This is a genomic window from Sphingomonas sp. IBVSS2, assembly GCF_002127225.1.
Classification (GTDB): Bacteria; Pseudomonadota; Alphaproteobacteria; order Sphingomonadales; family Sphingomonadaceae; genus Sphingomonas.
In genome coordinates, this window is the sequence record NZ_NFUR01000002.1 from 45292 (window position 1) to 67147 (window position 21856).

The 21856-nt window shown below is 68.7% G+C and carries 27 protein-coding genes; 7 read left to right on the plus strand and 20 right to left on the minus strand.

All coding sequences use genetic code 11. The annotated features are described in order from the left end of the window. Window positions 1-47 precede the first annotated feature (47 nt). Window positions 48-782: a hypothetical protein gene (locus CAP40_RS06210; RefSeq protein WP_086128540.1), complete on the minus strand. Its 735-nt coding sequence runs from the start codon at window positions 780-782 to the stop codon at window positions 48-50. Between the two features lie 148 nt (window positions 783-930). Here CAP40_RS06210 and CAP40_RS06215 point away from each other — a divergent pair, with 148 nt between their 5' ends. After that, complete coding sequence (locus CAP40_RS06215) at window positions 931-1524, plus strand: heme-binding protein (protein ID WP_086128541.1); 594 nt, start codon at window positions 931-933, stop codon at window positions 1522-1524. 46 nt (window positions 1525-1570) lie between these two features. After that, window positions 1571-1792, plus strand: coding sequence for a hypothetical protein (locus tag CAP40_RS06220; protein WP_086128542.1), 222 nt, complete (start codon window positions 1571-1573; stop codon window positions 1790-1792). A 72-nt stretch (window positions 1793-1864) separates the two neighbouring features. Here the strand turns inward: CAP40_RS06220 and CAP40_RS06225 are convergent, their stop codons facing one another. Together CAP40_RS06225 and CAP40_RS06230 are read right to left on the minus strand one after the other, a co-directional pair. Next, entirely contained in the window at window positions 1865-2374 is a 510-nt protein-coding gene (locus CAP40_RS06225) for a glycine zipper 2TM domain-containing protein (protein ID WP_179187943.1), read from the minus strand. 96 nt (window positions 2375-2470) lie between these two features. Continuing rightward, window positions 2471-3295: a class I mannose-6-phosphate isomerase gene (locus CAP40_RS06230; RefSeq protein WP_086128543.1), complete on the minus strand. Its 825-nt coding sequence runs from the start codon at window positions 3293-3295 to the stop codon at window positions 2471-2473. A gap of 119 nt (window positions 3296-3414) precedes the next feature. Here CAP40_RS06230 and CAP40_RS06235 point away from each other — a divergent pair, with 119 nt between their 5' ends. Continuing rightward, entirely contained in the window at window positions 3415-4230 is an 816-nt protein-coding gene (locus tag CAP40_RS06235; RefSeq protein ID WP_086128544.1) for an outer membrane protein assembly factor BamD, read from the plus strand. 48 nt (window positions 4231-4278) lie between these two features. Then, entirely contained in the window at window positions 4279-5940 is a 1662-nt protein-coding gene (gene recN / locus CAP40_RS06240) for a DNA repair protein RecN (RefSeq protein WP_086128545.1), read from the plus strand. A 24-nt stretch (window positions 5941-5964) separates the two neighbouring features. On the opposite strand, the gene CAP40_RS06245 is transcribed toward recN, so the two are convergent. Continuing rightward, complete coding sequence (locus tag CAP40_RS06245) at window positions 5965-6246, minus strand: TM2 domain-containing protein (RefSeq protein WP_086128546.1); 282 nt, start codon at window positions 6244-6246, stop codon at window positions 5965-5967. A 237-nt stretch (window positions 6247-6483) separates the two neighbouring features. Here CAP40_RS06245 and CAP40_RS06250 point away from each other — a divergent pair, with 237 nt between their 5' ends. Then, the gene (locus CAP40_RS06250; protein WP_086128547.1) at window positions 6484-6840 is read left to right on the plus strand and encodes a hypothetical protein; all 357 of its coding nucleotides are present in this window, start codon (window positions 6484-6486) and stop codon (window positions 6838-6840) included. 99 nt (window positions 6841-6939) lie between these two features. Here CAP40_RS06250 and CAP40_RS06255 read toward each other — a convergent pair whose 3' ends face one another. The 3 genes from CAP40_RS06255 to tgt all read right to left on the minus strand — a co-directional run bounded on the left by CAP40_RS06255 (window position 6940) and on the right by tgt (window position 9613). After that, entirely contained in the window at window positions 6940-7983 is a 1044-nt protein-coding gene (locus CAP40_RS06255; protein WP_256924049.1) for a cell wall hydrolase, read from the minus strand. Between the two features lie 125 nt (window positions 7984-8108). Continuing rightward, entirely contained in the window at window positions 8109-8435 is a 327-nt protein-coding gene (locus CAP40_RS06260) for a hypothetical protein (protein WP_086128549.1), read from the minus strand. Between the two features lie 47 nt (window positions 8436-8482). Continuing rightward, window positions 8483-9613 carry a tRNA guanosine(34) transglycosylase Tgt gene (tgt, locus tag CAP40_RS06265; RefSeq protein WP_086128550.1) on the minus strand — a complete coding sequence of 377 codons (1131 nt, stop codon included), beginning with the start codon at window positions 9611-9613 and terminating at the stop codon, window positions 8483-8485. Between the two features lie 45 nt (window positions 9614-9658). On the opposite strand from tgt, the gene CAP40_RS06270 reads away from it, so the two are divergent. After that, the gene (locus tag CAP40_RS06270) at window positions 9659-9976 is read left to right on the plus strand and encodes a cupin domain-containing protein (RefSeq protein ID WP_086128551.1); all 318 of its coding nucleotides are present in this window, start codon (window positions 9659-9661) and stop codon (window positions 9974-9976) included. Here CAP40_RS06270 and CAP40_RS06275 read toward each other — a convergent pair. The 10 genes from CAP40_RS06275 to CAP40_RS06320 form a co-directional block, all read right to left on the minus strand. Beyond that, window positions 9945-10877 (minus strand): helix-turn-helix domain-containing GNAT family N-acetyltransferase, encoded by a 933-nt coding sequence (locus CAP40_RS06275; protein WP_086128552.1) that lies wholly within the window; start codon window positions 10875-10877, stop codon window positions 9945-9947. The genes CAP40_RS06270 and CAP40_RS06275 overlap by 32 nt on opposite strands. A gap of 82 nt (window positions 10878-10959) precedes the next feature. Further along, the gene (locus CAP40_RS06280; protein WP_086128553.1) at window positions 10960-12030 is read right to left on the minus strand and encodes a calcium:proton antiporter; all 1071 of its coding nucleotides are present in this window, start codon (window positions 12028-12030) and stop codon (window positions 10960-10962) included. 81 nt (window positions 12031-12111) lie between these two features. After that, window positions 12112-12759, minus strand: coding sequence for an HAD hydrolase-like protein (locus tag CAP40_RS06285; protein WP_086129333.1), 648 nt, complete (start codon window positions 12757-12759; stop codon window positions 12112-12114). Beyond that, window positions 12752-13684, minus strand: a complete 933-nt coding sequence (locus CAP40_RS06290; protein ID WP_086128554.1) for a cation diffusion facilitator family transporter — start codon at window positions 13682-13684, stop codon at window positions 12752-12754. Before CAP40_RS06290 ends, CAP40_RS06285 begins: the two co-directional genes overlap by 8 nt. Window positions 13685-13726: 42 nt before the next feature. Continuing rightward, window positions 13727-14254 (minus strand): EF-hand domain-containing protein, encoded by a 528-nt coding sequence (locus CAP40_RS06295; protein ID WP_086128555.1) that lies wholly within the window; start codon window positions 14252-14254, stop codon window positions 13727-13729. A 228-nt stretch (window positions 14255-14482) separates the two neighbouring features. After that, window positions 14483-15508 carry a tRNA preQ1(34) S-adenosylmethionine ribosyltransferase-isomerase QueA gene (queA, locus tag CAP40_RS06300; protein ID WP_086128556.1) on the minus strand — a complete coding sequence of 342 codons (1026 nt, stop codon included), beginning with the start codon at window positions 15506-15508 and terminating at the stop codon, window positions 14483-14485. A gap of 26 nt (window positions 15509-15534) precedes the next feature. Beyond that, a complete protein-coding gene (locus tag CAP40_RS06305) occupies window positions 15535-16275 on the minus strand; it encodes a peptidylprolyl isomerase (protein WP_256924050.1) in 741 nt (246 codons plus the stop codon). A gap of 55 nt (window positions 16276-16330) precedes the next feature. Beyond that, window positions 16331-16840 carry a pantetheine-phosphate adenylyltransferase gene (gene coaD / locus CAP40_RS06310; RefSeq protein WP_086128557.1) on the minus strand — a complete coding sequence of 170 codons (510 nt, stop codon included), beginning with the start codon at window positions 16838-16840 and terminating at the stop codon, window positions 16331-16333. 37 nt (window positions 16841-16877) lie between these two features. Then, the gene (locus CAP40_RS06315; RefSeq protein ID WP_086128558.1) at window positions 16878-17777 is read right to left on the minus strand and encodes a polyprenyl synthetase family protein; all 900 of its coding nucleotides are present in this window, start codon (window positions 17775-17777) and stop codon (window positions 16878-16880) included. An 8-nt stretch (window positions 17778-17785) separates the two neighbouring features. Next, complete coding sequence (locus CAP40_RS06320) at window positions 17786-18031, minus strand: exodeoxyribonuclease VII small subunit (RefSeq protein WP_086128559.1); 246 nt, start codon at window positions 18029-18031, stop codon at window positions 17786-17788. A 93-nt stretch (window positions 18032-18124) separates the two neighbouring features. Between CAP40_RS06320 and CAP40_RS06325 the strand changes: the two genes are divergently transcribed. Continuing rightward, window positions 18125-19510 (plus strand): NAD-dependent succinate-semialdehyde dehydrogenase, encoded by a 1386-nt coding sequence (locus CAP40_RS06325; RefSeq protein WP_086128560.1) that lies wholly within the window; start codon window positions 18125-18127, stop codon window positions 19508-19510. Window positions 19511-19545: 35 nt separating this feature from the next. Here the strand turns inward: CAP40_RS06325 and CAP40_RS06330 are convergent, their stop codons facing one another. Genes CAP40_RS06330 through CAP40_RS20375 form a run of 3 tightly spaced genes read right to left on the minus strand, consistent with a single transcriptional unit; the run spans window position 19546 to window position 21795 of the window. Continuing rightward, on the minus strand, window positions 19546-19914 hold the full coding sequence (locus CAP40_RS06330; protein WP_086128561.1) for a hypothetical protein: 369 nt from the start codon (window positions 19912-19914) through the stop codon (window positions 19546-19548). Beyond that, on the minus strand, window positions 19911-21599 hold the full coding sequence (locus CAP40_RS06335) for a long-chain fatty acid--CoA ligase (RefSeq protein ID WP_086128562.1): 1689 nt from the start codon (window positions 21597-21599) through the stop codon (window positions 19911-19913). Before CAP40_RS06335 ends, CAP40_RS06330 begins: the two co-directional genes overlap by 4 nt. Before the next feature lie 31 nt (window positions 21600-21630). After that, window positions 21631-21795: a hypothetical protein gene (locus CAP40_RS20375; RefSeq protein ID WP_167297877.1), complete on the minus strand. Its 165-nt coding sequence runs from the start codon at window positions 21793-21795 to the stop codon at window positions 21631-21633. Window positions 21796-21856 lie beyond the last annotated feature (61 nt).

Below are 21856 nucleotides of genomic sequence, written 5' to 3' on the forward strand. Positions count from 1 at the left end.
CGCTGCGCGCGCCACCTCCCCCGCTGCGCGAGGGAGGAATTAGAGGGTCAGATCCCGTTGTTCGCGACCATGTCGATGTCCGTCCCGCCGTCGGAACGGGCGGTGAGGAACAGCACATATGCCCCGCCGTCCTTGTCGCGCGTGCCACCCAATATGTGCTCGCGGCCGTCGACCTGATGCTCGCTGGTATAGCCCGAGCGGATCGCCCTTGTGTAATACCAGTCGAGCATCACCTGCATCGGCTGGGGCGAGGAGAAGCTCACCACGCGCAGCTGGCACTTGCCGGCGGTGCTGCCCGCCGCCTCGGTCACGCGGGCCTGCGGGTAGAGCGGCAGGTCGCGGGGCAGGCGCTGCGCCCAGCCCGCGGCATATTGCAGCGACGCGGCGCACTGGTTGGACTTCGGATCCTTCTGGCGCGCGGCGAGGCCGCCGAGCGTCACCGCCTCGCGCGCTGCGGCGCACTGGGTGCACTCCTTGGTCGCCTGGGTCGGGGCCGGAGTCTTGAGCAGCGGGCCGTTGTCGATCTTGTTGCCGTTGGCCGCGACATTGTCGTTGGGCACGCCGCCCGAATAGGGCTGGCCCGGCGGGCGGATCGCGTCGCCATTGGCCTGGCGGCCGAGCTGCGGGTCGACCATGATCTGGTCCTGCAGCGCGCTGGCCAGCGCCGGATCGGCCGCGTTGCCGCTCTCCGTATCGGCGGCGTCGCCCAGGCTCCCGCGGCTGCCGCACCCCGCCAGCGCGAGAGGCAGGGCAAGCATCAGGAAATACTGTCGGCGGACCATCTCGAACGCTCCTTTGGGCCGTTTTCATGCCCGAGGAAGGTTAAGGAAGCCTTGGCCAAGGCGAATTCCGGCCGGTCTGGAGGGCGACGGCAAGCGGAACTCCGGCCGCCCATATGCGTATCTGCAGCAGCGATCAGATGGGGTTTGCATGCAGCTCAATGCGAAGATGGTCGGCGCCGGCGTTGCCGCCGCGGTTGCCGCCGGTGTGGGATATGCGTTGCTCTTCAGGCCCGAGGACGAGGCCGCGTTCAGCACCGTCACGCGCGAGGGCGCGTTCAGCGTGCGCGACTATCCCCGGCTGATCGTCGCCGAGGCGGTGGTGCCGGGGCTTCGCCAGGCGGCGCTCTCCGTCGGCTTCACCCGGCTTGCCGACTATGTGTTCGGCCGGGGGCGCGCGGGCGGGCGCCTGCCGATGACGGTGCCGGTGCTGTCCGACGGCGACGAGGACGGGCGCGGCTGGCGCACGCGCTTCGTGATGCCTGCCGATGCGAGCATCGAGTCCCTGCCCGATCCGTCCGCCGGCGTGCGGCTGCGCGCGCTCCCGGCCCGGCGGATCGCCGCGCTGCGCTTCACCGGCGTGGACAGCGACGGCCAGCTCGATGCGCACGAGGCGGAACTGCGCGCCTGGATCGGCGACATGGGCCTACGCCCCGCCGGGCCGGTCGAGCATGCCTTCTACAATTCGCCCTTCACGCCCGCGCGCCTCAAGCGCATCGAGGTGCTGATCCCGCTCGTGGCGTAACTGTTATATATTGATAATACACCTTGGATGGGATATAGCGGCGGCCATGCTGAACCTGCTCTCGATCCTCGTTGGCATCATTGCCCTGCCGCTCATGCTGATCGCGCTGATCCCGCTGCTCGGCTGGCTCAACTACATGGTGATCCCGGTCGCGGTGATCGGCATCGCGCTGGGGGCGCTTTCGGATTCGAACACGGGGCGCAACCTCAATGTCGTCGTCGCGATCGTCGGCATCGTCCGCCTCTGGCTGGGCGGCTTCATCTTCTGATCCGCGCCGTGTGCGCATGAGAAAAGGGCCCGGCGTTTCCGCCGGGCCCCTCTCTGCCTGCGTGGCAAGCCCTTAGCGGCAGCGCACCTCGCCGCGATCGACCGACGAGCCCAGCGCCGCGCCCGCGGCCGCGCCGAGCAGCGTGCCGAGCGTCGCGTTGCGGCCGTCCGACAGCGCGTTGCCGAGCAGGCCGCCGGCGACGCCGCCGACGATCAGGCCGGTCGTGCCGTCCGAGCGGCGGCAATAATAGCGGCCGTCATTGCCGCGATAGATGCGGTCGTTCCGGGTCAGGCGGCGCTCGCGATAATAGCGGCCGTCGCGATAATAGTCCGACGGATTGTAATAGCGCTCGCCCCGCGGGAGGCGATTATAGTCGTAGTTGCGGTAGCCGCGCCAATCGCCCCGCCAATCGCGGTTGCCGCGATGGTCCCGGCGATCGCGACGGTCGCGGTCGCGCCAGTCCTGCGGCGCGGCTGCGGTCACGGCCGCGATCGCGAGCGGCGCGTTGGCGATGGGGGCCGCGGTGGCAGGCGCGGCGGCAATGGCCGCGCCGGCGATCGCAATGGCATAAAGGATACGCATGGGGAGTCCTCCTTATGGTTCCTGCCGACCAACGTACCGCAAAGGGGCGAGTTGCGTGAACGGGAAACTACCTCCCGTTCATCGCATGGCCATGGCTCAGAGCCGCGTATCGCCCGGATAGGCGAAGAGCAGGTCGCTGCCCGCCTCGGCATGGAGGCTGGCGCTGCCGTGAAGGGTCACGCATTCGCCGGCGCGGAACGCCACGCCGTCCACCACGCCTTCGCCGCGCAGCGGGATCAGCCAGCCGGTGACGCCTTGGGGCAGGCTGAGCGCGCGCGCGCCGCCTTCCCAGCGCTCGAGCACGAATTTCGGCCCCTCGACCAGGATCTCCCGGCCGTCCGCGACGCGCCCCGGCATCGGATGCGGCGTGTAGGGGACGGGATCGGAGACGGCGATGCCCTGGTCGAGATGGAGTTCGCGGGGGCGGCCATAATCGTAGAGGCGATAGGTGGTCTCGCTGTTCTGCTGCACTTCGACCAGCGTGATCCCGGCGCCGATCGCGTGGATCGTGCCCGAGCCCGAATAGAAGAAGTCGCCCGCCTTGACCGGCTTCCAGTCGAGCAGGTCCTCGATCGAGCCGTCGAGCGCGGCGGCGCGCAGCGTCTCGCGGTCGACGGGCCGCTTGGTGCCCAGGGCGATCGTCGAATCGGGCTCGGCATCGAGGATCACCCAGCATTCGTCCTTGCCCCGCGGCAGCCCGGCGGCGTGCGCCTGGGCGTCGTCGGGATGGACCTGGACGGACAGTTTCTCGCTGGTGAAGAGATATTTGATCAGCAGGTCGGGCGTGCTGTCGCCCGGCGTCTGGAACCAGATCTCGCCCACCGGCTCGCCGTCCGCCGCGGGATCGGCGAAGCCCGGCCACAGACGATGGCGGCCCCAGGGTTTGTCGACGCGGTGTGTGGCGAGCAAGGTGGCGGTCACGAATTTCCTCCCGAATCAGCGCTCGCTAGCGCAACGCGCGGCGCCTGTCGCGGGTCCGCCGCAATCCCGCCGCGAAAAGGATTGTTTGACGCCACTGGACCGGGCTAAGACCCCCACCCATGCGTACTCCCACCACCCGCGCGCTCGCGCTCGCTCTTCTCCCGGTTCTCGCGCTCTCGATGGCCGGTTGCGCCAAGAAGGGCGGCGGCAAGGACCTCCCCTATGTCGCGCGCGACGTCGGCACGCTCTATTCCACGGCCAAGCAGAAGCTCGACCAGCATCAGTACAAGCTGGCCGCGGCGCTGTTCGACGAAGTCGAGCGCCAGCACCCCTATTCGGTCTGGGCCCGCCGCGCGCAGCTGATGGGCGCGTTCAGCTATTATCTGAACCGCGACTATACCGAATCCATTTCGTCGGCGCAGCGCTTCCTCGCCGTCCACCCGGGCAATCGCGACGCGCCCTATGCCTATTATCTGATCGGCCTGTGCTATTACGAGCAGATCAGCGACGTGCAGCGCGACCAGAAGATCACCCAGCAGGCGCTCGATTCGCTGGGCGAGCTGACCCGCCGCTATCCGAACACCAAATATGCCGCCGATGCGCGCCTGAAGATCGACCTCGTCCGCGACCATCTCGCGGGCAAGGAGATGGAGATCGGCCGCTTCTACGAGACGCGTGGCCAGTGGCTCTCGGCGACGCTGCGCTTCCGCACCGTGGTCGACCAGTATCAGATGACCACGCACGTGCCCGAGGCGCTGATGCGTCTCACCGAATCCTATCTCGCGCTCGGCGTGCCGGAAGAGGCGGAGAAGGCCGCGGCCGTGCTCGGCGCCAACTATCCGGGCACCGACTGGTACAACCATGCCTACAAGCTGATGCAAGAGAACAAGGGCAAGGTCCAGCAGGCCCAGGCGGCGACCAAGCCTGCGAGCTGATGCTCGGGGCTTTCGTTCCTGTTAAGTTCCTGCGATAGGGGCAGGCGCATGCTGACTGCGCTGGCCATTCGCGACGTTGTCCTGATCGAGGCGCTCGACCTGGAGTTCGGGGCCGGGCTCGGCGTGCTCACCGGCGAGACCGGGGCCGGCAAGTCGATCCTGCTCGATGCGCTGGGGCTGGCGCTGGGCGCGCGGGGCGAGACCGGGCTGGTGCGCCAGGGCGCAGCGCAGGCAGTGGTGACCGCGACCTTCGAGGTGCCGGCGCGGGACGGCGAAGTCGCCAATATCTTCCACCAGAACGGGCTGGAGCTGGAGCCGGGCGAGCCGCTGATCGTCCGGCGCATCGTCAAGGCCGATGGCGGCAGCCGCGCCTTTCTCAACGATCAGCCGGCCTCCGCCGGCCTGTTGCGTGAACTGGCGCCGCATCTGGTGGAGATCCACGGCCAGCATGACGATCGCGGCATGCTCAATCCGCGCGGCCACCGTGCGCTGCTCGACGCGTTCGGGCGCTGCGATCCCGGGCCGGTGGCGATCGCACACAAGTCCTGGCGCGATGCCGAGGCGGCGCTGGCGGTGGCGCGGGCCGAGCAGGACCTGGCCGAGCGCGACCGCGAATGGCTGGAACATGCCGTCGCCGAACTGACGGCGCTCGCGCCCGGGGCGGGCGAGGAGGAAGTGCTCGCCGAGCGCCGTGCCGCCATGCAGCGCGGCGAGAAGGTCGCGGGCGAGTTGCAGGGCATCGCCGAGCTGCTCGACGGTTCGGAAGGGGGGCTGAGCCAGCTCCGCCAGGCGGCGCGCGTGCTGGAACGGATCGCCGGCGATCACGACGCGCTTGCCGAAGCGCTCGCCGCGATCGACCGCGCGATCACCGAGGCGGCCGAGGCGCAGGATCGGGTGGACATCGCCGCCGAGGCGCTGGCCTTCGATCCCGCCGCGCTGGAGGCGGACGAGGCGCGGCTGTTCGAGCTGCGCGGGCTGGCCCGCAAGCATCGGGTGCAGCCCGATGAGCTGCCGGTGCTGCTGGAAGAGCTGGCCGGCCGGCTGGAGCGGGTCGAGAGCGGCGGGGCGGGGATCGCGAAACTGGAAGCGGTGGTGGCGGACGCGCACCGCGCCTATGCCGATGCGGCGAAATCGCTGTCCGCGCTGCGTGCCATGGCCGCGGCCCGGCTCGATGCCGCGGTAGCGACGGAGCTCAAGCCCCTGAAGCTCGATGCCGCGCGTTTCCGCACCGTGGTCGAGCCGCAGGACGAGGCCGGCTGGTCGTCCTTCGGCATGGACCGGGTCGAGTTCGAAGTCTCGACCAACCCGGGCGCGCCGTTCGCGCCGCTGGTCAAGATCGCCTCGGGCGGCGAGCTTTCGCGCTTCATCCTGGCGATGAAAGTGGCGCTGGCCGAAGAGGGCGGGGCGCGGACGCTGATCTTCGACGAGATCGATCGCGGGGTCGGCGGCGCGGTGGCGAGTGCCATTGGCGAGCGGCTGGCCCGGCTGGCGGACACGGCACAGCTGCTGGTGGTGACGCACAGCCCGCAGGTGGCGGCGCGCGGCGCCCGCCATCTGCTCATCGCCAAGAGCCATGACGGGACGGTGACGCGCACCGGAGTCACGCCGCTCGATGCGGCCGCGCGCCGCGAGGAGATCGCGCGCATGCTCTCCGGCGCGGAGATCACCGACGAAGCGCGCGCCCAGGCCGAGCGGCTGATCGCGGCTTAGTCGCCGGGGCCCGAGACGCGCCGCTCAGGCGCGGGCGAGCGCGCGCATCATGTCGCGGCGGATCTCGTCCTGGCGCGCGCGGATCATGCCGGGGATCAGCAGCGCGTCGATCAGCACCCAGACGAAGCCGATCAGCACGAAATAGGACAGGATCTGCAGGATCGCCGAGACCGGCCTGCCCAGATAGAAGCGGTGGGCGCTGACGAACCACAGGAACAGCCAGAGCAGATAGGCCACCACCACGCTTGGTGCGTCGTTGGTCACGCGCTGCTCCACCAGCGTCAGTTCGGCAATCGAGAGCGCCATCTGCTTCCTCTTCGTCTCCGGCCGGGAATCTAGGGGCGCGGCGACCCGCGTCAATCGATTCCACCGACCCTCCGGTCGCCGCGCCGGAGCCGCGTCCTCCCGAAGATGAACGGAACCTCCGCGCGCGCGACAGCTTGCGACACAAATGCACGGGGATGGGGACAAGCATGCGACAGCCGCCACCCATAACCGGTTTCAGGCCGCAGGGGCGGCCCGGTTTCAAAAGAGGAGCGTAAAATGAAGAAGTTGACCCTCATGCTGGCTGGTCTCGGCATCGCCGCTTCGGCCGTTCCGATGACCGCCGCGATGGCCGCGCCGCATCCGGCGCCCGCCTATCAGGCATGGCAGTCGATCAACGGCCGCCAGGCGAATCTCGAGGCCCGCATCAACCAGGGCGTGCGCTCGGGCCAGCTCAGCCGCAGCGAGGCGGCCCGCCTCCGCGCCGAGTTCAACAGCCTGACCCGGCTCGAGGCCCAATATCGCCGCTCGCGCCCGGGCCTGACGCTCGCCGAGCGCCGCGACCTCGATCGCCGCTTCGATGCCCTTTCGGCCCGCATCCGATACCAGAAGCACGATCGCGAGCGTCGCTGGTAAGGATATAGGAAAGACCTAGCAGGTTCCCCTTCCCTGATCCCCCGGGGAACCTGGCCAGGACGGGCTCCGCCGCGAGGCGGGGCCCGTTGCCATATCCGGTCAGCGCAGCGGCTTGCCGCTGTCCTTCCATTTGTCGAGAATCTGCGATTCGCCGTCGTCCGCGGGCGTGGCGGCGGGCAGGGGCCTGGGGGCATAGCCGCCGATGGGCGTGCCGCTCTGGGCATAGGCCGGCTGGATCGCCTCGCGCGGCGTCGTGATCGGCGTAGCGATCTTGCCCGCCATGGCCGGCATCGTTGCCACGGCCGGCATCGGCACCATGGGCGCCATCACCGCCGCCAAGTCGGTCCGCACATGCGGCGCGGGCAATGGCTCGCCACCGCGATAGGCCTGGCGGAAGGCGGCGGCGGTGCCCCACCAGCCCTTCCAGCGGTGGAAGAAATGTGCGCCGAACACACCGGTCATCACCAGGCCACGGTTCCATACGGGCGTGACGGCATAGGTATGGTAATGCGTCGCCATCCCCACCGGCGCGAACACCTGGCCGGAGAGCGCGGCGGCGGCGACGCGGGCGGCGCGGTCCCAGGCCGTGCGGGAGGGCGCGCGGTCCATCGCGCCGTCACAGGCAAAGCTGAACTGGCAGCCGCGCTTCTCCGATCCCTGGAACACCACGCCGCACACGGTGGCGGGAAAGGCCGGATGGCGCACCCGGTTGAGGATGACCTGCGCCACCGCGCGCTGCCCGTCGGCCGGCTCGTTCGCCGCTTCGTAATAGATCGCCGTGGTCAGGCACTGGAGCGCGCGCGCCTTGTCCACACCGTTGCCGGCGAGGTGGAAGGGCAGTGCGGGCTGGATGGATCCGTCGACCGGCGCATCCACCGCGTCGGCGGGGATCGGCATGTCGGGAAGCTTGGCGGTGCCGGTCGTGCCGGCGCCCACCGCGGCATCGTCGTCGACGGCATAATAGAAGGCGGCACCGGGGAAATGGTCCTCGGCTTCATAGCCGGTCGCGACCGGCCTGGGCTCGGCCTTCGGCGTGCTTGCGGGCGCCAGCGCCTGGGCGGAGAAGCCGGCGCCGATCAGCGACGCGACCAGCGCCGCCGCGATCCCGCGTGCCTGCATCTTCGAGAAACGCCGCCAGAACAAAGTCGCGCCTACCCCGCCCGGGCCGTTCGCCCGTGCGCGGCAATAGCCGATTTCAGCGTCGCCCGCGCCCCCGGATTTCCCCGCGTCCCAGGACGAAACACTTGATGGTAAAGGTAATTTTTACCCTAGCGGCCGCCGCCGCCCAGCCTGGGCAGGAGCAGCAGGATCACGACCAGATTGACCGCCATGGCGGCGATCAGCAGCGGTTCGACCGGCTTGCTCGGCACCAGATAGCCCGCAAGCGCGACCGAGAAGACGCCGAACGCATAGGCATTGGCGGCGACCAGGGCCGGCGCCGCGCCCTTGTTCGGGATCAGCGCGGCAAGCACCATCACCGCACCCACGGCAAGATCGGGCACCTTGAACAGCGTGCTGGTCATCTGGCCGCCCAGCACGCGCCAGGCCGTGAAGCCGCCGACGACGAGCGAGAGCAAGCGGAGCATCGGCAGCATCAAATCCCCCTCTTCGTCATCCGGCGTCCGCCGATCGGGTTCTCACCCTAGTCCCGCCCACCATGGTAGGAAGCGCGGAAGCCATTCGCGAATGCGGCAAGCCGGCCCTCGCCGATCGCGGCGCGCAGATCCTGCATCAGCACCTGGTAGAACCAGATATTATGCTCGGTCATCAGCATCGCGCCGAGAATCTCGCCCGCGCGGACGAGATGGTGGAGATAGGCGCGGCTCCAGGTGGCGCAGACGGGGCAGGGGCATTCGGGGTCGAGCGGCCCCTGATCCTCGGCGAACCTGGCGTTGCGGATGTTGATCGGGCCCGTGCGCGTGAAGGCCTGGCCGGTGCGCCCGGAGCGGGTGGGAAGCACGCAGTCGAACATGTCGATCCCGCGCTCGACGGCGCCGACGATATCGTCGGGCTTGCCGACGCCCATCAGGTAGCGGGGCTTGGCGGCGTCCAGCTGGCCGGGCGCATAGTCGAGCACGCCGAACATCGCGTCCTGGCCTTCGCCCACTGCCAGGCCGCCCACCGCATAGCCATCGAACCCCACGTCGAGCAGTGCGTCCGCCGACGCCTTGCGCAGCCCCTCGTCGAGCGCGCCCTGCTGGATGCCGAAGATCGCATTGTGTGCGGCATGGTCCTCGGCGGCGAAGAAGGCGTCGCGGCTGCGCTTCGCCCAGCGCATCGATCGCTCCATCGCCGCGGCCTGCACCTCGCGGGTCGACGTGGTGGGGACGAGTTCGTCGAAGGCCATGGTGATCGAGCTGCCGAGTAGCCGCTGGATCTCGATCGAACGCTCGGGGCTCAGCATGTGGCGCGAGCCGTCGAGGTGCGACTTGAAGGCGACGCCCTCTTCGCTGCGGGTGGTTAGGTCCGCCAGGCTCATCACCTGATAGCCGCCCGAATCGGTGAGGATCGGCCGGTCCCAGCCCATGAACTTGTGCAGGCCGCCCAGCCGCGCGACGCGCTCGGCGCCGGGCCGCAGCATCAGGTGATAGGTGTTGCCGAGGAGGATGTCGGCGCCCGCGGCGCGGACGTCGGCGGGCTTCATCGCCTTGACGGTGGCGGCGGTGCCGACGGGCATGAAGGCAGGCGTGCGGATTTCGCCGCGCGGCATCGCGATGGTGCCAAGGCGCGCCTTGCCGTCGGTGGCGTGGATGGTGAACTCGAAACGGGGCATGTGCGAGCCCTTGCCTCCTTTGGCGGGGGAGCGCAACGGCGGGGGATGACCGCGAACCTTCTCGCCGACCTGCCCGATGCCGGCGCGGGCGAAATCTTCACCGAGCTGCTGCGCCGCCCGGGCATCCGCATCGAGCGCATCGTCTCGCAGGGGCAGGCGACTCCGGAGGACGCGCCCATGGTGCAGGACTGGGACGAGTGGGTGCTGCTTCTCGAGGGCGCGGCCGGGCTGCGGATCGAGGAGGGGGACGAGCTGGTGCTGCATCCGGGCGATCATCTGTTGATCGCCGCGGGACAGCGCCACTGGGTGACCTGGACCGCCGGGGACCGCGCTACGGTCTGGCTGGCGGTGCATCTCGGCTGAGGTCGAGCGACCAGGTCTCGCCCATCACCGGTTCCCCGAACATCGTATGGGCCGCGCTGTCGACGAGCTCGAAGCCCTGGGCCGCATAGATGCGCCGGGCGCTTGCGAGGATGGTGTGCGTCCACAGGTCGAGCCGCGCATAGCCCGCGGCGCGCGCGAATTCGACGCAGTGGCGCACCAGCGCATCGCCGATGCCCAGCCCGCGCGCATGGCTCTCGACATAAAGGAGGCGCAGCTTGGCGATGCCCTTGCCGCCATCGGCGAGCATCACCGATCCGAGCATCTCGCCGCCGCGCTCGGCGACCCAGCATTGCTCGCGTCCCGGCTGGAAATCGCGCAGGAAGCCGGTGGTGACATCGTTCAGCAGCAGCTCCATCGGCCGCTCCCAGCCATAATGCTCGGCATAGAAGATCGCCTGGCGGCTGGCGATCGTGCCCATGTCGCCGGTGCGGAGCGTGCGGATGGTCCAGTTGCCCGTGCCGCCCTCGATCAGCGCCCGCGCGGCGGCGAGGTGATGGCCGAGGAGCGGGCCGCCGCCAGGGCCCAGCGATTCGAGCTGGCGCCGGCTGTGCGCGCGCGTGGCCGTGTCGAGCGCATCGAACGCCGTCCGGCCGGCGGGGAGCAGGGCGATCGGCCGCCGACGCGCATCCTCCGCCCCGCGCGCCCGGGCAACCCAGCCGCGCTCCTCGAAGCGCTTGACCGCGCGGCTGACATAGCCGGCGTCGAGCCCGAGCACTTCCTGCAACTCGATCGCGAGCACCGGCTGGCGGCCGGCGATCTCATAGAGGAGCCGCGCTTCGGCGACGCCCAGCTCGCTGTCCATGTAGCGCGGCGCGAGCACCGCGGCGAAGCGGGTGTGCGCCCGGTTGAAGGCGCGGAATTGTTCGATGGCCTGTTCCATACGGCAAGATTGCACGGATATAATTGATTGAGTCAAGTATATCCGTGCGCGGCGGGCTCGCGGGGCAATCGCTCCGGCCGGATCAGGGCACCAGGGTGGTGAAGACGAACACGCCGAAGATGACGAGGTGCACCACGCCCTGCAGCACCGTCGTCCGCGCGGTGGCGAGCGACTGGGTGGTCACGAGCAGGGTCAGCGAAAGCAGGACGATGCCGCGCGAATCGAGGCCGAGTGCCAATGGCAGGCCCTGGGACAGCGACAGCACCGCCACGGCCGGGATGGTGAGGCCGATGGTCGCCAGCGCCGAGCCGAGCGCGAGGTTGAGGCTGGTCTGCAGCCGGTTGGCCATCGCCGCGCGGACCGCCGCCACGCTTTCCGGCAGCAGCACCAGCATCGCGATCACCACGCCCACCACGGCGTGCGGGGCGCCAGCCGCGGCGACGCCGTCCTCGATCGCGGGCGCGAGCGCCTTGGCGACCAGCACCACTTCGACGAGGCAGGCGACGAGCAGCACGCCCGACAGCAGCGTCTGGCGCCCGCTCGGCGGCGGGGCATGCGCCTCCAGGTCGGCGGCTTCCTCGTTGGGCGGGAGGAAATAGTCCCGGTGCCGCACGGTCTGCACGGCGACGAAGGTGAGATAGAGCAGCAGCGAGACGATCGCGACGAAGGCGAGCTGCGACGGCGCATAGAAGGGGCCCGTGGAGGCGGCGAAATTGGGAAGCACCAGCGTCAGCACGGTCAGCGTGCACAGCGTCGCCAGCGATGCGCTGACGCCGACCTGCTGGAAGCTCTGTTCGCGGTGGCGCAGCGCGCCGAGCAGGATGAACGCGCCGATCAGGCCGTTCAGGATGATCATCACCGCCGAGAAGACCGTGTCCCGCGCCAGCGTCTCCGCGCCCGATTTGCCCTGGAGCATCAGCGTGAGGATCAGGCCCACCTCGATCACCGTAACCGCCAGCGCGAGCAGGAAGGTGCCGAAGGGCTCGCCCACCTTGTGCGCGATCAGCTCGGCATGATGGACGGCGGCCAGCACGGTGATGATCAGCACCAGGCCGAGCAGCAGCGGCGGTATGTCGACGACGCCGCCGAAGAGCACGCTGGCCGCGCCCGCGAAGGGCGGAAGCCAGATCCAGGTCCAACGCAATCGTTCCATGCCCGTCACTCTACAGACAGGGGCGGCGAGTTCAACGATCGCGAGGTCCCTGGCGGGTCAAAGGAAGATTTCGAGGCCCCGTCAACGATGCGCGGCGACATAGTCGATGATGTCCTGCGGCGTGCGGAACATCACGTCGGGGCGCATCGCGACGAGCAGGTCCTCGGCGGCATAGCCCCAGAGCACCGATCCCGCGCGCATGCCCACTTCGCGCGCCGCGTCGATGTCGCGCGTCTCGTCGCCGACCGACAGCACTTCGTGCGCCTTCAGGCCCATCTTCTTGAGCACCCGGCGGAACTTGGGCGCCTTGCCGAACAGCGAGGAACCGCAGGCGAAGCAATCGATCCGCGCGGCGTGCACCGGGCCCAGGATCTTGCGGGCATTGGCCTCGGCGTTCGAGGTGACGAGGGCGATCTTCACCCCGGTTGCGGTAAGCTGTTCGAGCAGGTCGGGCGTGCCCGGGAAAAGCTCGATCTCATGCGTGTTGCGGCCGACCAGCCGGCGCAGGTAGCGCGCGATCAGCGGCAGCTTCCACTTCGGAATGCCGAGGAACTCGATCACTTCGCGCGAGCTCTTGTGGCGCAGCATGTCCACTTCGTCCGGCTGGACGGTGCGGAACCGGAACCGCTTCGCCAGCTCGTCGACGACCGAGAGGAACCAGTCGCCGCTGTCGGAGAGCGTGCCGTCGAAATCGAAGATCACCAGCCGGATGGGCGCGGCATCACTCATGCGCGTGTCCATTCCCATGCATGCGACATTCCGCCCCATCCCCCAATTCGATCTGGACGGTCGTATGATCGATCCGGAAGTCATGCGCCAGCCGATGTTGCAGTGCGATCAGGAACGCGTCGCCCGGATGGCCCTCCGGCATCACCAGATGCGCGGTCAGCGCCGCCTCGGTGGTGCTCATCGGCCAGATATGGAGGTCATGGACGCGGCTGACGCCGGGCAGGTCCGCCAGCGCCGATTCCACCGCCGCCGAATCGATGCCCTTGGGCACCGCCTGCAGCGCCATGGTGAGCGATTCGGTGAACAGCCCCCAGGTGCTCCACAGGATGACGACGACGATGAGGAGGCTGACCACCGGGTCGATCCATTCGGCGCCGGTGAGCAGCATCAGCGCGGCGCCGACCACCACTCCCGCCGAGACCGCCGCATCGGCCGCCATGTGGAGATAGGCGCCGCGGATGTTGACGTCGCCCTTGCGCCCGCGGGCGAAGAGCAGGGCGGTCGACAGGTTGATGACGATGCCGGCGCCGGCGACGATCATCACCGTCAGCCCGGGTATTTCGCGTGGTTCCGAAAGGCGCTGGATCGCCTCGAGCAGGATCGCGCCCACCGCGACGAACAGCAGCACGGCGTTGGCGAGCGCGGCGAGGATCGAGGAGCCGCGCAGGCCATAGGTGAAGCGCGGCGAGGCCGGGCGCTTGGCGAGTTCGGCGCCGCCCCAGGCGATCAGCAGCCCGAGCACGTCCGACAGATTGTGTCCGGCATCCGCCAGCAGCGCCATCGAATGGGTGATGAAGCCGGCCCCGCCTTCGACGACGACGAAGCCGAGGTTCAGTACCGTGCCGATGGCGAAGGCGCGCCCGAAGTCCGCGGGCGCATGGCTATGGCCATTATGGCTGTGGTTATGGTCGTGATGCGCGGCCATCGTTTCGCTCTTAGCTCCGTCCCGGCATGTGATGCTAGGACATCAATTCGGGCCGCGGCCCTTCTTGCCCCGGCCCATGCCCGGACCCATCATCACCTGCGGGCGAATGGTGACCAGTTCCTTGCGTTCGATCACGCCGTTCCTGTCCGCATCGAAGCGCTTGAAGAGCAGGTCGAAACGTTCGACGAGTTCGGCGAAGCTCACCTTGTTGTCGCCGTCGCGATCGACTTCGAAGGGGCTGGGCACGGTATTGCGATCGCCCATCCAGCGCTCCTGCCAGTCCGAGTAGGCGATATAGCCCAGCCAGCCCTGGTGCTGGGTATCGACGGCGTCGAAGCTGCGCTTGAGCCCCGTATCGAATTCGGCGCGAGTCACCTTGCCGTCGCCGTCCGCATCGAAGGCGGCGATCATCATCGCCACCGGTTCGACGATCACGGTGAAGGCGGGCTGCTGGGGCGTGCTGGCGCCGATCGGGGCAGCGCTGCCGCTCTCGGGCGTGGGGATGCGCGTCCGCCCCTGCGCGAAGGCGGGAGTCGCGACGAGAAGCGCGAGGGCGAACAACGAACGCATGGGGATCCTTCCGATTCGCGGCGAAGAGGACCCTGCCGCGCGCGCACCCAAGCCGCAATCTGTGGCGAAGGTGGGGCGGGGTGCCGGCGGCGCGGGCCGGGGGGAGGGGCCGCGCTTGCATTGGCCCTCGGAACACCGGCGGCTTGCTGGGGTTGCTCGAGAGTTTCCGCGGACGCGGCTCTTCGAGGCGCTCCAAAAGAAAGCCTCCCATCGAGAATGGCTATCCTCTCACGGCAGCAGCAGCGATGCATCCCCGTAGGAATAGAAGCGATAGCCCTCGGCGATGGCATGGGCATAGGCGCCCTGCATCCGGTCGAGCCCCATCAGCGCCGACACCAGCATGAACAGCGTCGAGCGCGGCAGGTGGAAGTTGGTGATCAACCCGTCCACGCCCTTGAAGCGATAGCCCGGCGTGATGAAGATCGCGGTGTCGCCTTCGAAGGGGCGGATCACATCGTCCTCCCCGGCAGCGCTCTCGATCAGGCGCAGGCTCGTCGTGCCTACCGCGATCACGCGGCCGCCCGCGGCGCGGACCGCGTTCAGGCGGTCCGCCGTGGCCTGGTCGATGCGGCCCCATTCGGCATGCATCCGGTGCTCCGCCGTGTCCTCGGCCTTGACCGGCAGGAAGGTGCCCGCGCCAACATGCAGCGTGAGCGTGGTGTGGCCGATCCCCGCCGCGTCGAGCGCCGCGAGCAATCCGGGCGTGAAATGCAGCGCCGCCGTCGGTGCCGCCACCGCGCCCGGCTCGGCGGCGAACATCGTCTGGTAATCCTCGGCATCGCGCGCGTCGGTCGCGCGCTTCGACGCGATATAGGGCGGCAGCGGCATGCGGCCGCAGCGCTCGAGCAGCAGCTCGACCGGCTCGTCGCCGGCAAAGTCGAGCGCGAAGCTGCCGTCCTCGGCGCGGCCGCCCGCCATGGCGGTCACGCCCTGGCCGAAATCGATCGTGTCGCCGTCGCGCAGCCGCTTGGCGTTGCGGATGAAGGCGCGCCAGCGGCGTGGCCCTTCGCGCTTGTGGAGCGTCGCGCCGATCCGGGCCTCTCCGCGCAGCCCTTCGAGCTGGGCGGGGATCACGCGGGTGTCGTTGAACACCAGGCAATCGCCGGCCCGCAGCTGGCCGGGCAGGTCGGTGACGCGCAGGTCGCGCGTCCCGGCGCCGTCGAGCACGAGCAGGCGCGCCGAATCGCGCGGTGCCGCGGGGCGCAGCGCGATCCGGTCGTTCGGAAGCTCGAAGTCGAAAAGGTCTACGTTCACGTATGCACTTGCCGGGCCGGCGCGCGTTACTGCGGCAGCGTCGCCTTCACTTCGCCCGGCGGCAATGCCTTGGGAGCATCGGCCGGCAGGTTGGCATAGGGCGGCGGGTTGTCGGACTGGATATAGGCATGGACGATCTTCGTCGGGTTGGCCGGCGGTTCGCCGCGTTCGATCTTGTCGACCCATTCCATGCCGGCAACGACGCGGCCGAACACGGTATAGTCGTGATCGAAGGCGAGCTTTGGCGCCATCATGATGTAGAACTGGCTGTTCGCGCTGTTCTCGGCCTCGGTCTTCTGCGCGGGCGTGGCGTGTTCCGGCGCGCCGCGGCGGGCGGCAGCGACGGTGCCGCGCACATGCGGCAGGTTGTTGAACTCGGCCGGCACGTTGGGCAGGTCGGAATCGCCGGTCCCATTGCCCTTGGGATCGCCGCCCTGCGCCATGTTGTAGGGATCGTCGACCACGCGGTGGAAGGTCAGCCCGTCATAGAAATGGCGGCGCGTGAGCGTCTTGATCCGCTCGACCATCTTGGGTGCGGCATCGGGGCGCAGCCGGATCAGCACGCGGCCGCCGGTCGACAGGTCGAGCACCCAGGTCTCGGCCGGGTCGGCGGGCACCACGGCCGGATAGATGCTGTTCACATCCTCCGCGCTCACGCCCTTGAGCGGCTCGGCGGCCGGCTTGCGCGCCTTGCCGCCGCCCTGGGCGAGCGCAGGCGTGGTGAACATCATCAAGGCCGAAACGGCCAGTGCGGCAAGCAAACGCATCAAATTCCCCACTCGGATACACCCTCGACAGGCGGTCTAGACCAATAGCGCGGCCTCAACCACTCCCTTTGCGACCGATCGCGGCGATGCGCGCGGTCATCTCGGCATTGACGGCGGACGGAACGAACTTGCGGATATCGCCGCCATAGAGTGCGATTTCCTTGACCAGCCGGCTGGCGATCGGCTGGAGCGAGACATCGGCCATCAGGAAGACCGTCTCGATCCGGCTGTTCAGCTGCTGGTTCATTCCCGCCATCTGATATTCATATTCGAAATCGGCGACGGCGCGCAGGCCGCGGACGATCATGCTGGCGCCCTCGCGCTCGGCAAAGTCCATCAGCAGCGAATCGAAGCTGACGACATGGATCTCGCCCGCGATCCCCGCCACTTCGCGCTTCACCATCTCCATGCGTTCCTCGACGGTGAACATCGGGTTCTTGGAGGGATTGGTGGTCACGCCGATCACCAGCCGGTCGCACAGCTTCGCGCCGCGGCGGATGATGTCCATATGGCCGAGCGTGATCGGATCGAAGGTGCCGGGATAGACGCCGGTGCGCACAGTCATAGGTCCTTTCCTCCGTCGCGATGACGGCAAGAATAAGTCACCGGTCGCGTTCCAATGTGTAGCGCGCGATATCGCGCAGCAGATCGGCCTCGGCGCCATAGGGTTTCAGATGCGCGATCGCCTGCTCGACCAGCATCCGCGCCTGCTCCCGCGCACGGTCCATGCCGAGCAGCGAGAGGAAGGTCTCCTTGCCTGCCGCACCGTCCTTGCCCAGCTTCTTGCCGACCAGCGCCTCGTCGCCCTCGGCGTCGAGGATATCGTCGGCGATCTGGAAGGCGAGGCCCACGTCGCGGGCATAGCCGCGTAGGCCCGTGCGGCCCTCCTGCGGCGCCCGGCCCAGGATCGCGCCGCTCTCCACCGCGCAGCTGATCAGCGCGCCGGTCTTCATCGCCTGAAGCCGCGTGACGGTGGCGAGGTCGAAGCTGGTCTTCTCGGCTTCCAGGTCCATCATCTGCCCGCCCGCCATGCCGGCCGGGCCGGCGGCGAGGGCGAGCGTGCCCGAAAGTTCGATGCGGACAAAGGGATCGGGGTGCGTGCGCTCGTCCGCGATCACTTCGAAGGCGAGCGCGTGCAGGCAGTCGCCGGCCAGGATCGCGGTCGCCTCGTCGAATTCCCGGTGCACCGTCGGCTTGCCGCGGCGCATGTCGTCATCGTCCATCGCCGGCAGGTCGTCATGGATCAGCGAATAGACATGGATGCATTCCAGCGCGAGCGCGGTGCGGGCGATGCAGGTGCGGTCGACGCCGAACAGTTGCGCGGTGGCGGAGACGAGCAGCGGGCGCAGCCGCTTGCCGCCGCCGATCGCGGCATGGCGCATCGCGCGGTACAGCCCCTCGCGCGGATCGGAGGGAATCGCCAGCAGCAGGTCGAACTGGCGGTCCATCTCCGCCGAGACCTGCTTGAGCGCCGCCTGCAGCGCGAGGGAGGCGTGCGCCATGGCGTGGTTCAGCCGGCGGCGAAGGGTGCGGTGCCCGCGGCCCGGCCTTCGGCGTCGGTGCGGATCGCCTCGATCCGCGCCTGGGCGGCATCCAGCCGCGCGGCGCATTGCCGGCGCAGCCGATCGCCGCGCTCATAGAGATCGATCGCTTCCTGGAGCTGCGCCTCGCCGCTCTCCAGCCGCGCGACGATGCGTTCCAGTTCCTTCAGCGCTTCCTCGAACGAGAGCGCGGTGACGTCCGCTTCTTCTGCCATGGTTTCGCTATGCGCCGGGCCGGGGCGCGATTGCAACCGCGCATCCCGCTTCCTAGCTGCGCGTTACGGGATCGGGCCCAAGGAGAAGCGCGCATGTTCACCAGCATCAATCCTGCCACCGGCGAGACGGTCGGCACCTACCCCGAGCTGGACGCGGACGGGATCGAGATGGCGCTCGCCCGTGCCGATGCCGCCTTCCGCTCCTGGCGCGATTCGCCGCTGGAGAAGCGGACCGAGCTGCTGGGCAGGATCGCGGACGCCTGGGAGGCGAACAAGCAGCATCTGGCCGAGACCGCCACGAGGGAGATGGGCAAGACGCTGGCCAGCGCGGTGGCGGAAGTGGAGAAATGCATCACCGGGTTCCGCCACTATGCGACGAACGGTCCCGGCTATCTGGAGTCGGTGACGGTGCAGACGGCGGGCGGCGGCCATGCGGTGGCGCGCTGGCTGCCGATGGGGCCGGTGCTGGCGGTGATGCCGTGGAACTTCCCCTATTGGCAGGTCGTCCGCTTCCTCGCGCCGACGATCATGGCGGGCAATGTCGGCCTGTTGAAGCACGCCTCGAACGTGCAGGGCTGCGCGGCGCTGATCCAGCAGATGATGAGCGCGGCCGGCGCGCCCGACGGGCTGTTCCAGAACCTGCCCATCAAGTCGGACAAGGTCTCGGCGATCATCGCCGACAGGCGGGTCGTGGCGGTGACGCTCACCGGCAGCGAAGGCGCGGGCGCGCAGGTGGCGCAGGCGGCCGGCCGCGCACTCAAGAAAGTCGTGCTCGAACTGGGCGGGTCGGACCCGCTGATCGTGATGCCTTCGGCCGACATCGACCTCGCGGCGAGGACCGCGGTGACCGCGCGCATCCAGAATGCCGGGCAGAGCTGCATCTGCGCCAAGCGCATGATCGTCCATGCCGATGTGTACGACGCGTTCCTCGAGCGGTTCGAGGCGGGGATGAAGGCCGTGACGATCGGCGATCCGATGGCGCGCGACACGGGCATGGGGCCGCTCTCCAGCGCGGCGCAGCGCGACGCCGTGCTCGAACAGGTCGCGCGCGCCAGGGCCGAGGGCGCGACGCTGCGCTTCGGCGCGGAGAAGATCGCGCGGGAAGGGGCCTGGATGACGCCGGGCGTGCTGACCGACATGGATCCCGAATCGGACGTGGCCAAGGAGGAAATCTTCGGACCGGTCGCCGCGGTCTACAAGGTCAAGGACATCGACGCGGCGATCGCGCTGGCCAATGACGTGCCATATGGCCTGGGCTCGTCGGTGTGGACCGGCGACGATGCCGAGATCGAGCGCTTCGCCCGCGACATCCAGTCGGGCATGACTGCGATCAATTCGCTGCTCGCCTCCACGCCCGAAGCGCCGTTCGGCGGCGTGAAGCTCTCCGGCCATGGCCGCGAGCTCGGGCCCTGGGGCATGCACGAGTTCATGAACCTGAAGGCCGTGATGTTCGGCAAGGACGTGAAGGCCGGGGATTAGATTGGCTCCTCCCCCGCGAGCTCGGGAAAAGGAACTCAGCTAACCACGAACTTCCCCGTCATCCCGAAGCTCGCATGGAGCAGGTGGGTGCACTTGATCGGATAGGTGCCGGCCCTGGGCGCGGTGAAGTGAAGGTCGACGGCCGTGTCGCTGTCGAGCTCCACCTTGCCGTCCCTGATCTTCGCCCGGTCCGCCGCCGGCATCGCCGCCGCCGCGAAGAAATCCCTCGCGGCGAAGCTGTGCCCGCCGCTGCTGGTCAGGTGCAGCACATAGCTCTGGCCATGGACCAGCGCGATCGTCGACGGCGTGAACTTGAAATTGGAGAGCGCGACGTCGATCCGCTGCTCGGCTGCGGGTGCTGCTGCCGTGAGCGCGAGCGCCAGCACGGGCAGCAGCGCCTTCATCCCTGGCGCTCCGCCATCACTTCGTTGATCAGGTCCTTGCGGCTCAGCTTGCCGATCATCGTCTTGGGCAGGCTCTGGCGCACCACCACTTCGGCGACGCGCTCGTGCTTGCCGATGCGGGCATTGACCCATTGGGCGAGCGCCGCGCCGTCGATCGGCGCGGCATCCTCGTCGAGCGTCACATAGGCGTGCGGCATCTCGCCATGATAGGCGTCCGGCAGGCCGATCACGAGCGCCTCCTTCACGGCGGGATGCTGGTAGAGCACCGCCTCGATCTGGCTCGGGAACACCTTGAAGCCGCCGACGGCGATCATGTCCTTCAGCCGGTCGACGATGCGGATATAGCCGTCCTCGTCGATCAGCCCGACATCGCCGGTGCGCAGCCAATGACCATCGACAAAGACATCGGCATCGGCATCGGGGCGGTTCCAATAGCCCTTCATGATCTGCGGGCCGAAGACGACGATCTCGCCGGGCTCGCCCTCGGGCGGCGGGCGGCTGGGGTCTTCCTTGTCGACCAGGCGGACGCGCGTGCCCTGGATCGGCTGGCCGATCGTCCCGGGCTTGTTGAGCCCGTCATAGGGATTGGTCGAGACCACGCCCGAGCTTTCGGACAGGCCATAGCCCTCGATCACGCGCGCGCCGGTGATGCGTTCCCATTCCTCCTTGAGCTGGGCGGGCAGGGGGGCGCCGCCCGAGATGCAGAAGCGCAGCGACTTGAAGTCCTCGGGCTTCATGCCCGGCGCGTCGAGCAGCGCCTGGTACATGGTCGGCACGCCGGGCAGCGCGCGCGGCTGGGTGCGGCGCAGCTCGGCCAGGGCCTGCTTCGCGTTGAAGCGGGGCAGCATCACGATCTCGCCGCCGGTCACCACGGTGCGATTGAGCACACAGGTATTGGCGAAGACGTGGAAGAAGGGGAGTACCGCGAGCACCGTGTCCCTGGCCACGCCCATCTCGGGGTCGAGCCGGGCGACCTGGCGGGCATTGGCCGACAGGTTCTGATGCGTCAGCATCGCGCCCTTGGGCGTGCCGGTGGTGCCGCCGGTATATTGGATCAGCGCCAGGTCCTTCTCGGGATCGATCTTCGGCGCGATGCAGGCGCCGTCGTTCGCGATCAGCCCGGAAAAGGCGAGGATGCGTTCGTCCTGTGGCCGCTCGGTCACTTCGGCGCGCTTGAACAGGCGATAGAAGAAGGATTTCGCCGCGGGCAGCGCGCCCGCCACCGATCCGACCACCAGCCGCTCCAGCGCGCTCTGCTCGAGCACCTTCAGCGCAGTGGGCAGCAGGGCCGAGGCCGAGATGGTGAAGAGCAGCCTGGTGCCCGAATCCTCGACCTGGTGGCTCAGTTCCTCGACCGTGTAGAGCGGCGAGAAATTGACCACCGTCGCGCCGAGCTTGAGGATGCCGTAATAGGCCGCGACATAATGCGGCACATTGGGCAGGAAGAGCCCGATCCGGTCGCCCGGACCATAGCCCAGCGCCTTCAGTCCGCACGCGACCCGGTTGGCGCCGTCCAGCGTCTCGCCATAGCTGTAGCGCCGCCCCATGAAATCGAGCAGCGGCGCATCGGGGTGCGCGCGGGCGCTGCCTTCGAACAGATCGACCATGGACTGGGGCGGGAAGCGGGTGTCCCATGCGCCCGGGTGACGATAGCTGGTACGCCAGATCTGTTCGGGGTCAGTCATTGACACAGGTGTAAGCAAGCCTCTGTGGGGGTCAAGTCGTAAGCCGTTTGCTCCAGGTGATGAGCACCGAAACGGCGAAGATGCCGATGTCCAGCACGGCTTCGAGGCGCTGCGGCGAGAGATCGTCGATGCGCTGCATCCGGATGGCGATGTCGGCGCGGCGATCGGGCGATGCGAAGGCGAGCAGCGCAAGCACAGCTAGCGCCCCGAAGGCTATCCTCCTGGCTCGTCCCGACATGGTAAAGGCCATACGCCGC

Coding starts and splice junctions, on each gene's coding strand:
- CAP40_RS06210 (WP_086128540.1), bottom strand. CDS start 782: ATGGTCCGCCGACAGTATTTCCTGATGCTTGCCCTGCCTCTCGCGCTG.
- CAP40_RS06215 (WP_086128541.1), top strand. CDS start 931: ATGCAGCTCAATGCGAAGATGGTCGGCGCCGGCGTTGCCGCCGCGGTT.
- CAP40_RS06220 (WP_086128542.1), top strand. CDS start 1,571: ATGCTGAACCTGCTCTCGATCCTCGTTGGCATCATTGCCCTGCCGCTC.
- CAP40_RS06225 (WP_179187943.1), bottom strand. CDS start 2,374: ATGCGTATCCTTTATGCCATTGCGATCGCCGGCGCGGCCATTGCCGCC.
- CAP40_RS06235 (WP_086128544.1), top strand. CDS start 3,415: ATGCGTACTCCCACCACCCGCGCGCTCGCGCTCGCTCTTCTCCCGGTT.
- recN (WP_086128545.1), top strand. CDS start 4,279: ATGCTGACTGCGCTGGCCATTCGCGACGTTGTCCTGATCGAGGCGCTC.
- CAP40_RS06245 (WP_086128546.1), bottom strand. CDS start 6,246: ATGGCGCTCTCGATTGCCGAACTGACGCTGGTGGAGCAGCGCGTGACC.
- CAP40_RS06250 (WP_086128547.1), top strand. CDS start 6,484: ATGAAGAAGTTGACCCTCATGCTGGCTGGTCTCGGCATCGCCGCTTCG.
- CAP40_RS06260 (WP_086128549.1), bottom strand. CDS start 8,435: ATGCTGCCGATGCTCCGCTTGCTCTCGCTCGTCGTCGGCGGCTTCACG.
- tgt (WP_086128550.1), bottom strand. CDS start 9,613: ATGCCCCGTTTCGAGTTCACCATCCACGCCACCGACGGCAAGGCGCGC.
- CAP40_RS06270 (WP_086128551.1), top strand. CDS start 9,659: ATGACCGCGAACCTTCTCGCCGACCTGCCCGATGCCGGCGCGGGCGAA.
- CAP40_RS06275 (WP_086128552.1), bottom strand. CDS start 10,877: ATGGAACAGGCCATCGAACAATTCCGCGCCTTCAACCGGGCGCACACC.
- CAP40_RS06280 (WP_086128553.1), bottom strand. CDS start 12,030: ATGGAACGATTGCGTTGGACCTGGATCTGGCTTCCGCCCTTCGCGGGC.
- CAP40_RS06285 (WP_086129333.1), bottom strand. CDS start 12,759: ATGAGTGATGCCGCGCCCATCCGGCTGGTGATCTTCGATTTCGACGGC.
- CAP40_RS06290 (WP_086128554.1), bottom strand. CDS start 13,684: ATGGCCGCGCATCACGACCATAACCACAGCCATAATGGCCATAGCCAT.
- CAP40_RS06295 (WP_086128555.1), bottom strand. CDS start 14,254: ATGCGTTCGTTGTTCGCCCTCGCGCTTCTCGTCGCGACTCCCGCCTTC.
- CAP40_RS06305 (WP_256924050.1), bottom strand. CDS start 16,275: ATGCGTTTGCTTGCCGCACTGGCCGTTTCGGCCTTGATGATGTTCACC.
- coaD (WP_086128557.1), bottom strand. CDS start 16,840: ATGACTGTGCGCACCGGCGTCTATCCCGGCACCTTCGATCCGATCACG.
- CAP40_RS06315 (WP_086128558.1), bottom strand. CDS start 17,777: ATGGCGCACGCCTCCCTCGCGCTGCAGGCGGCGCTCAAGCAGGTCTCG.
- CAP40_RS06320 (WP_086128559.1), bottom strand. CDS start 18,031: ATGGCAGAAGAAGCGGACGTCACCGCGCTCTCGTTCGAGGAAGCGCTG.
- CAP40_RS06325 (WP_086128560.1), top strand. CDS start 18,125: ATGTTCACCAGCATCAATCCTGCCACCGGCGAGACGGTCGGCACCTAC.
- CAP40_RS06330 (WP_086128561.1), bottom strand. CDS start 19,914: ATGAAGGCGCTGCTGCCCGTGCTGGCGCTCGCGCTCACGGCAGCAGCA.
- CAP40_RS06335 (WP_086128562.1), bottom strand. CDS start 21,599: ATGACTGACCCCGAACAGATCTGGCGTACCAGCTATCGTCACCCGGGC.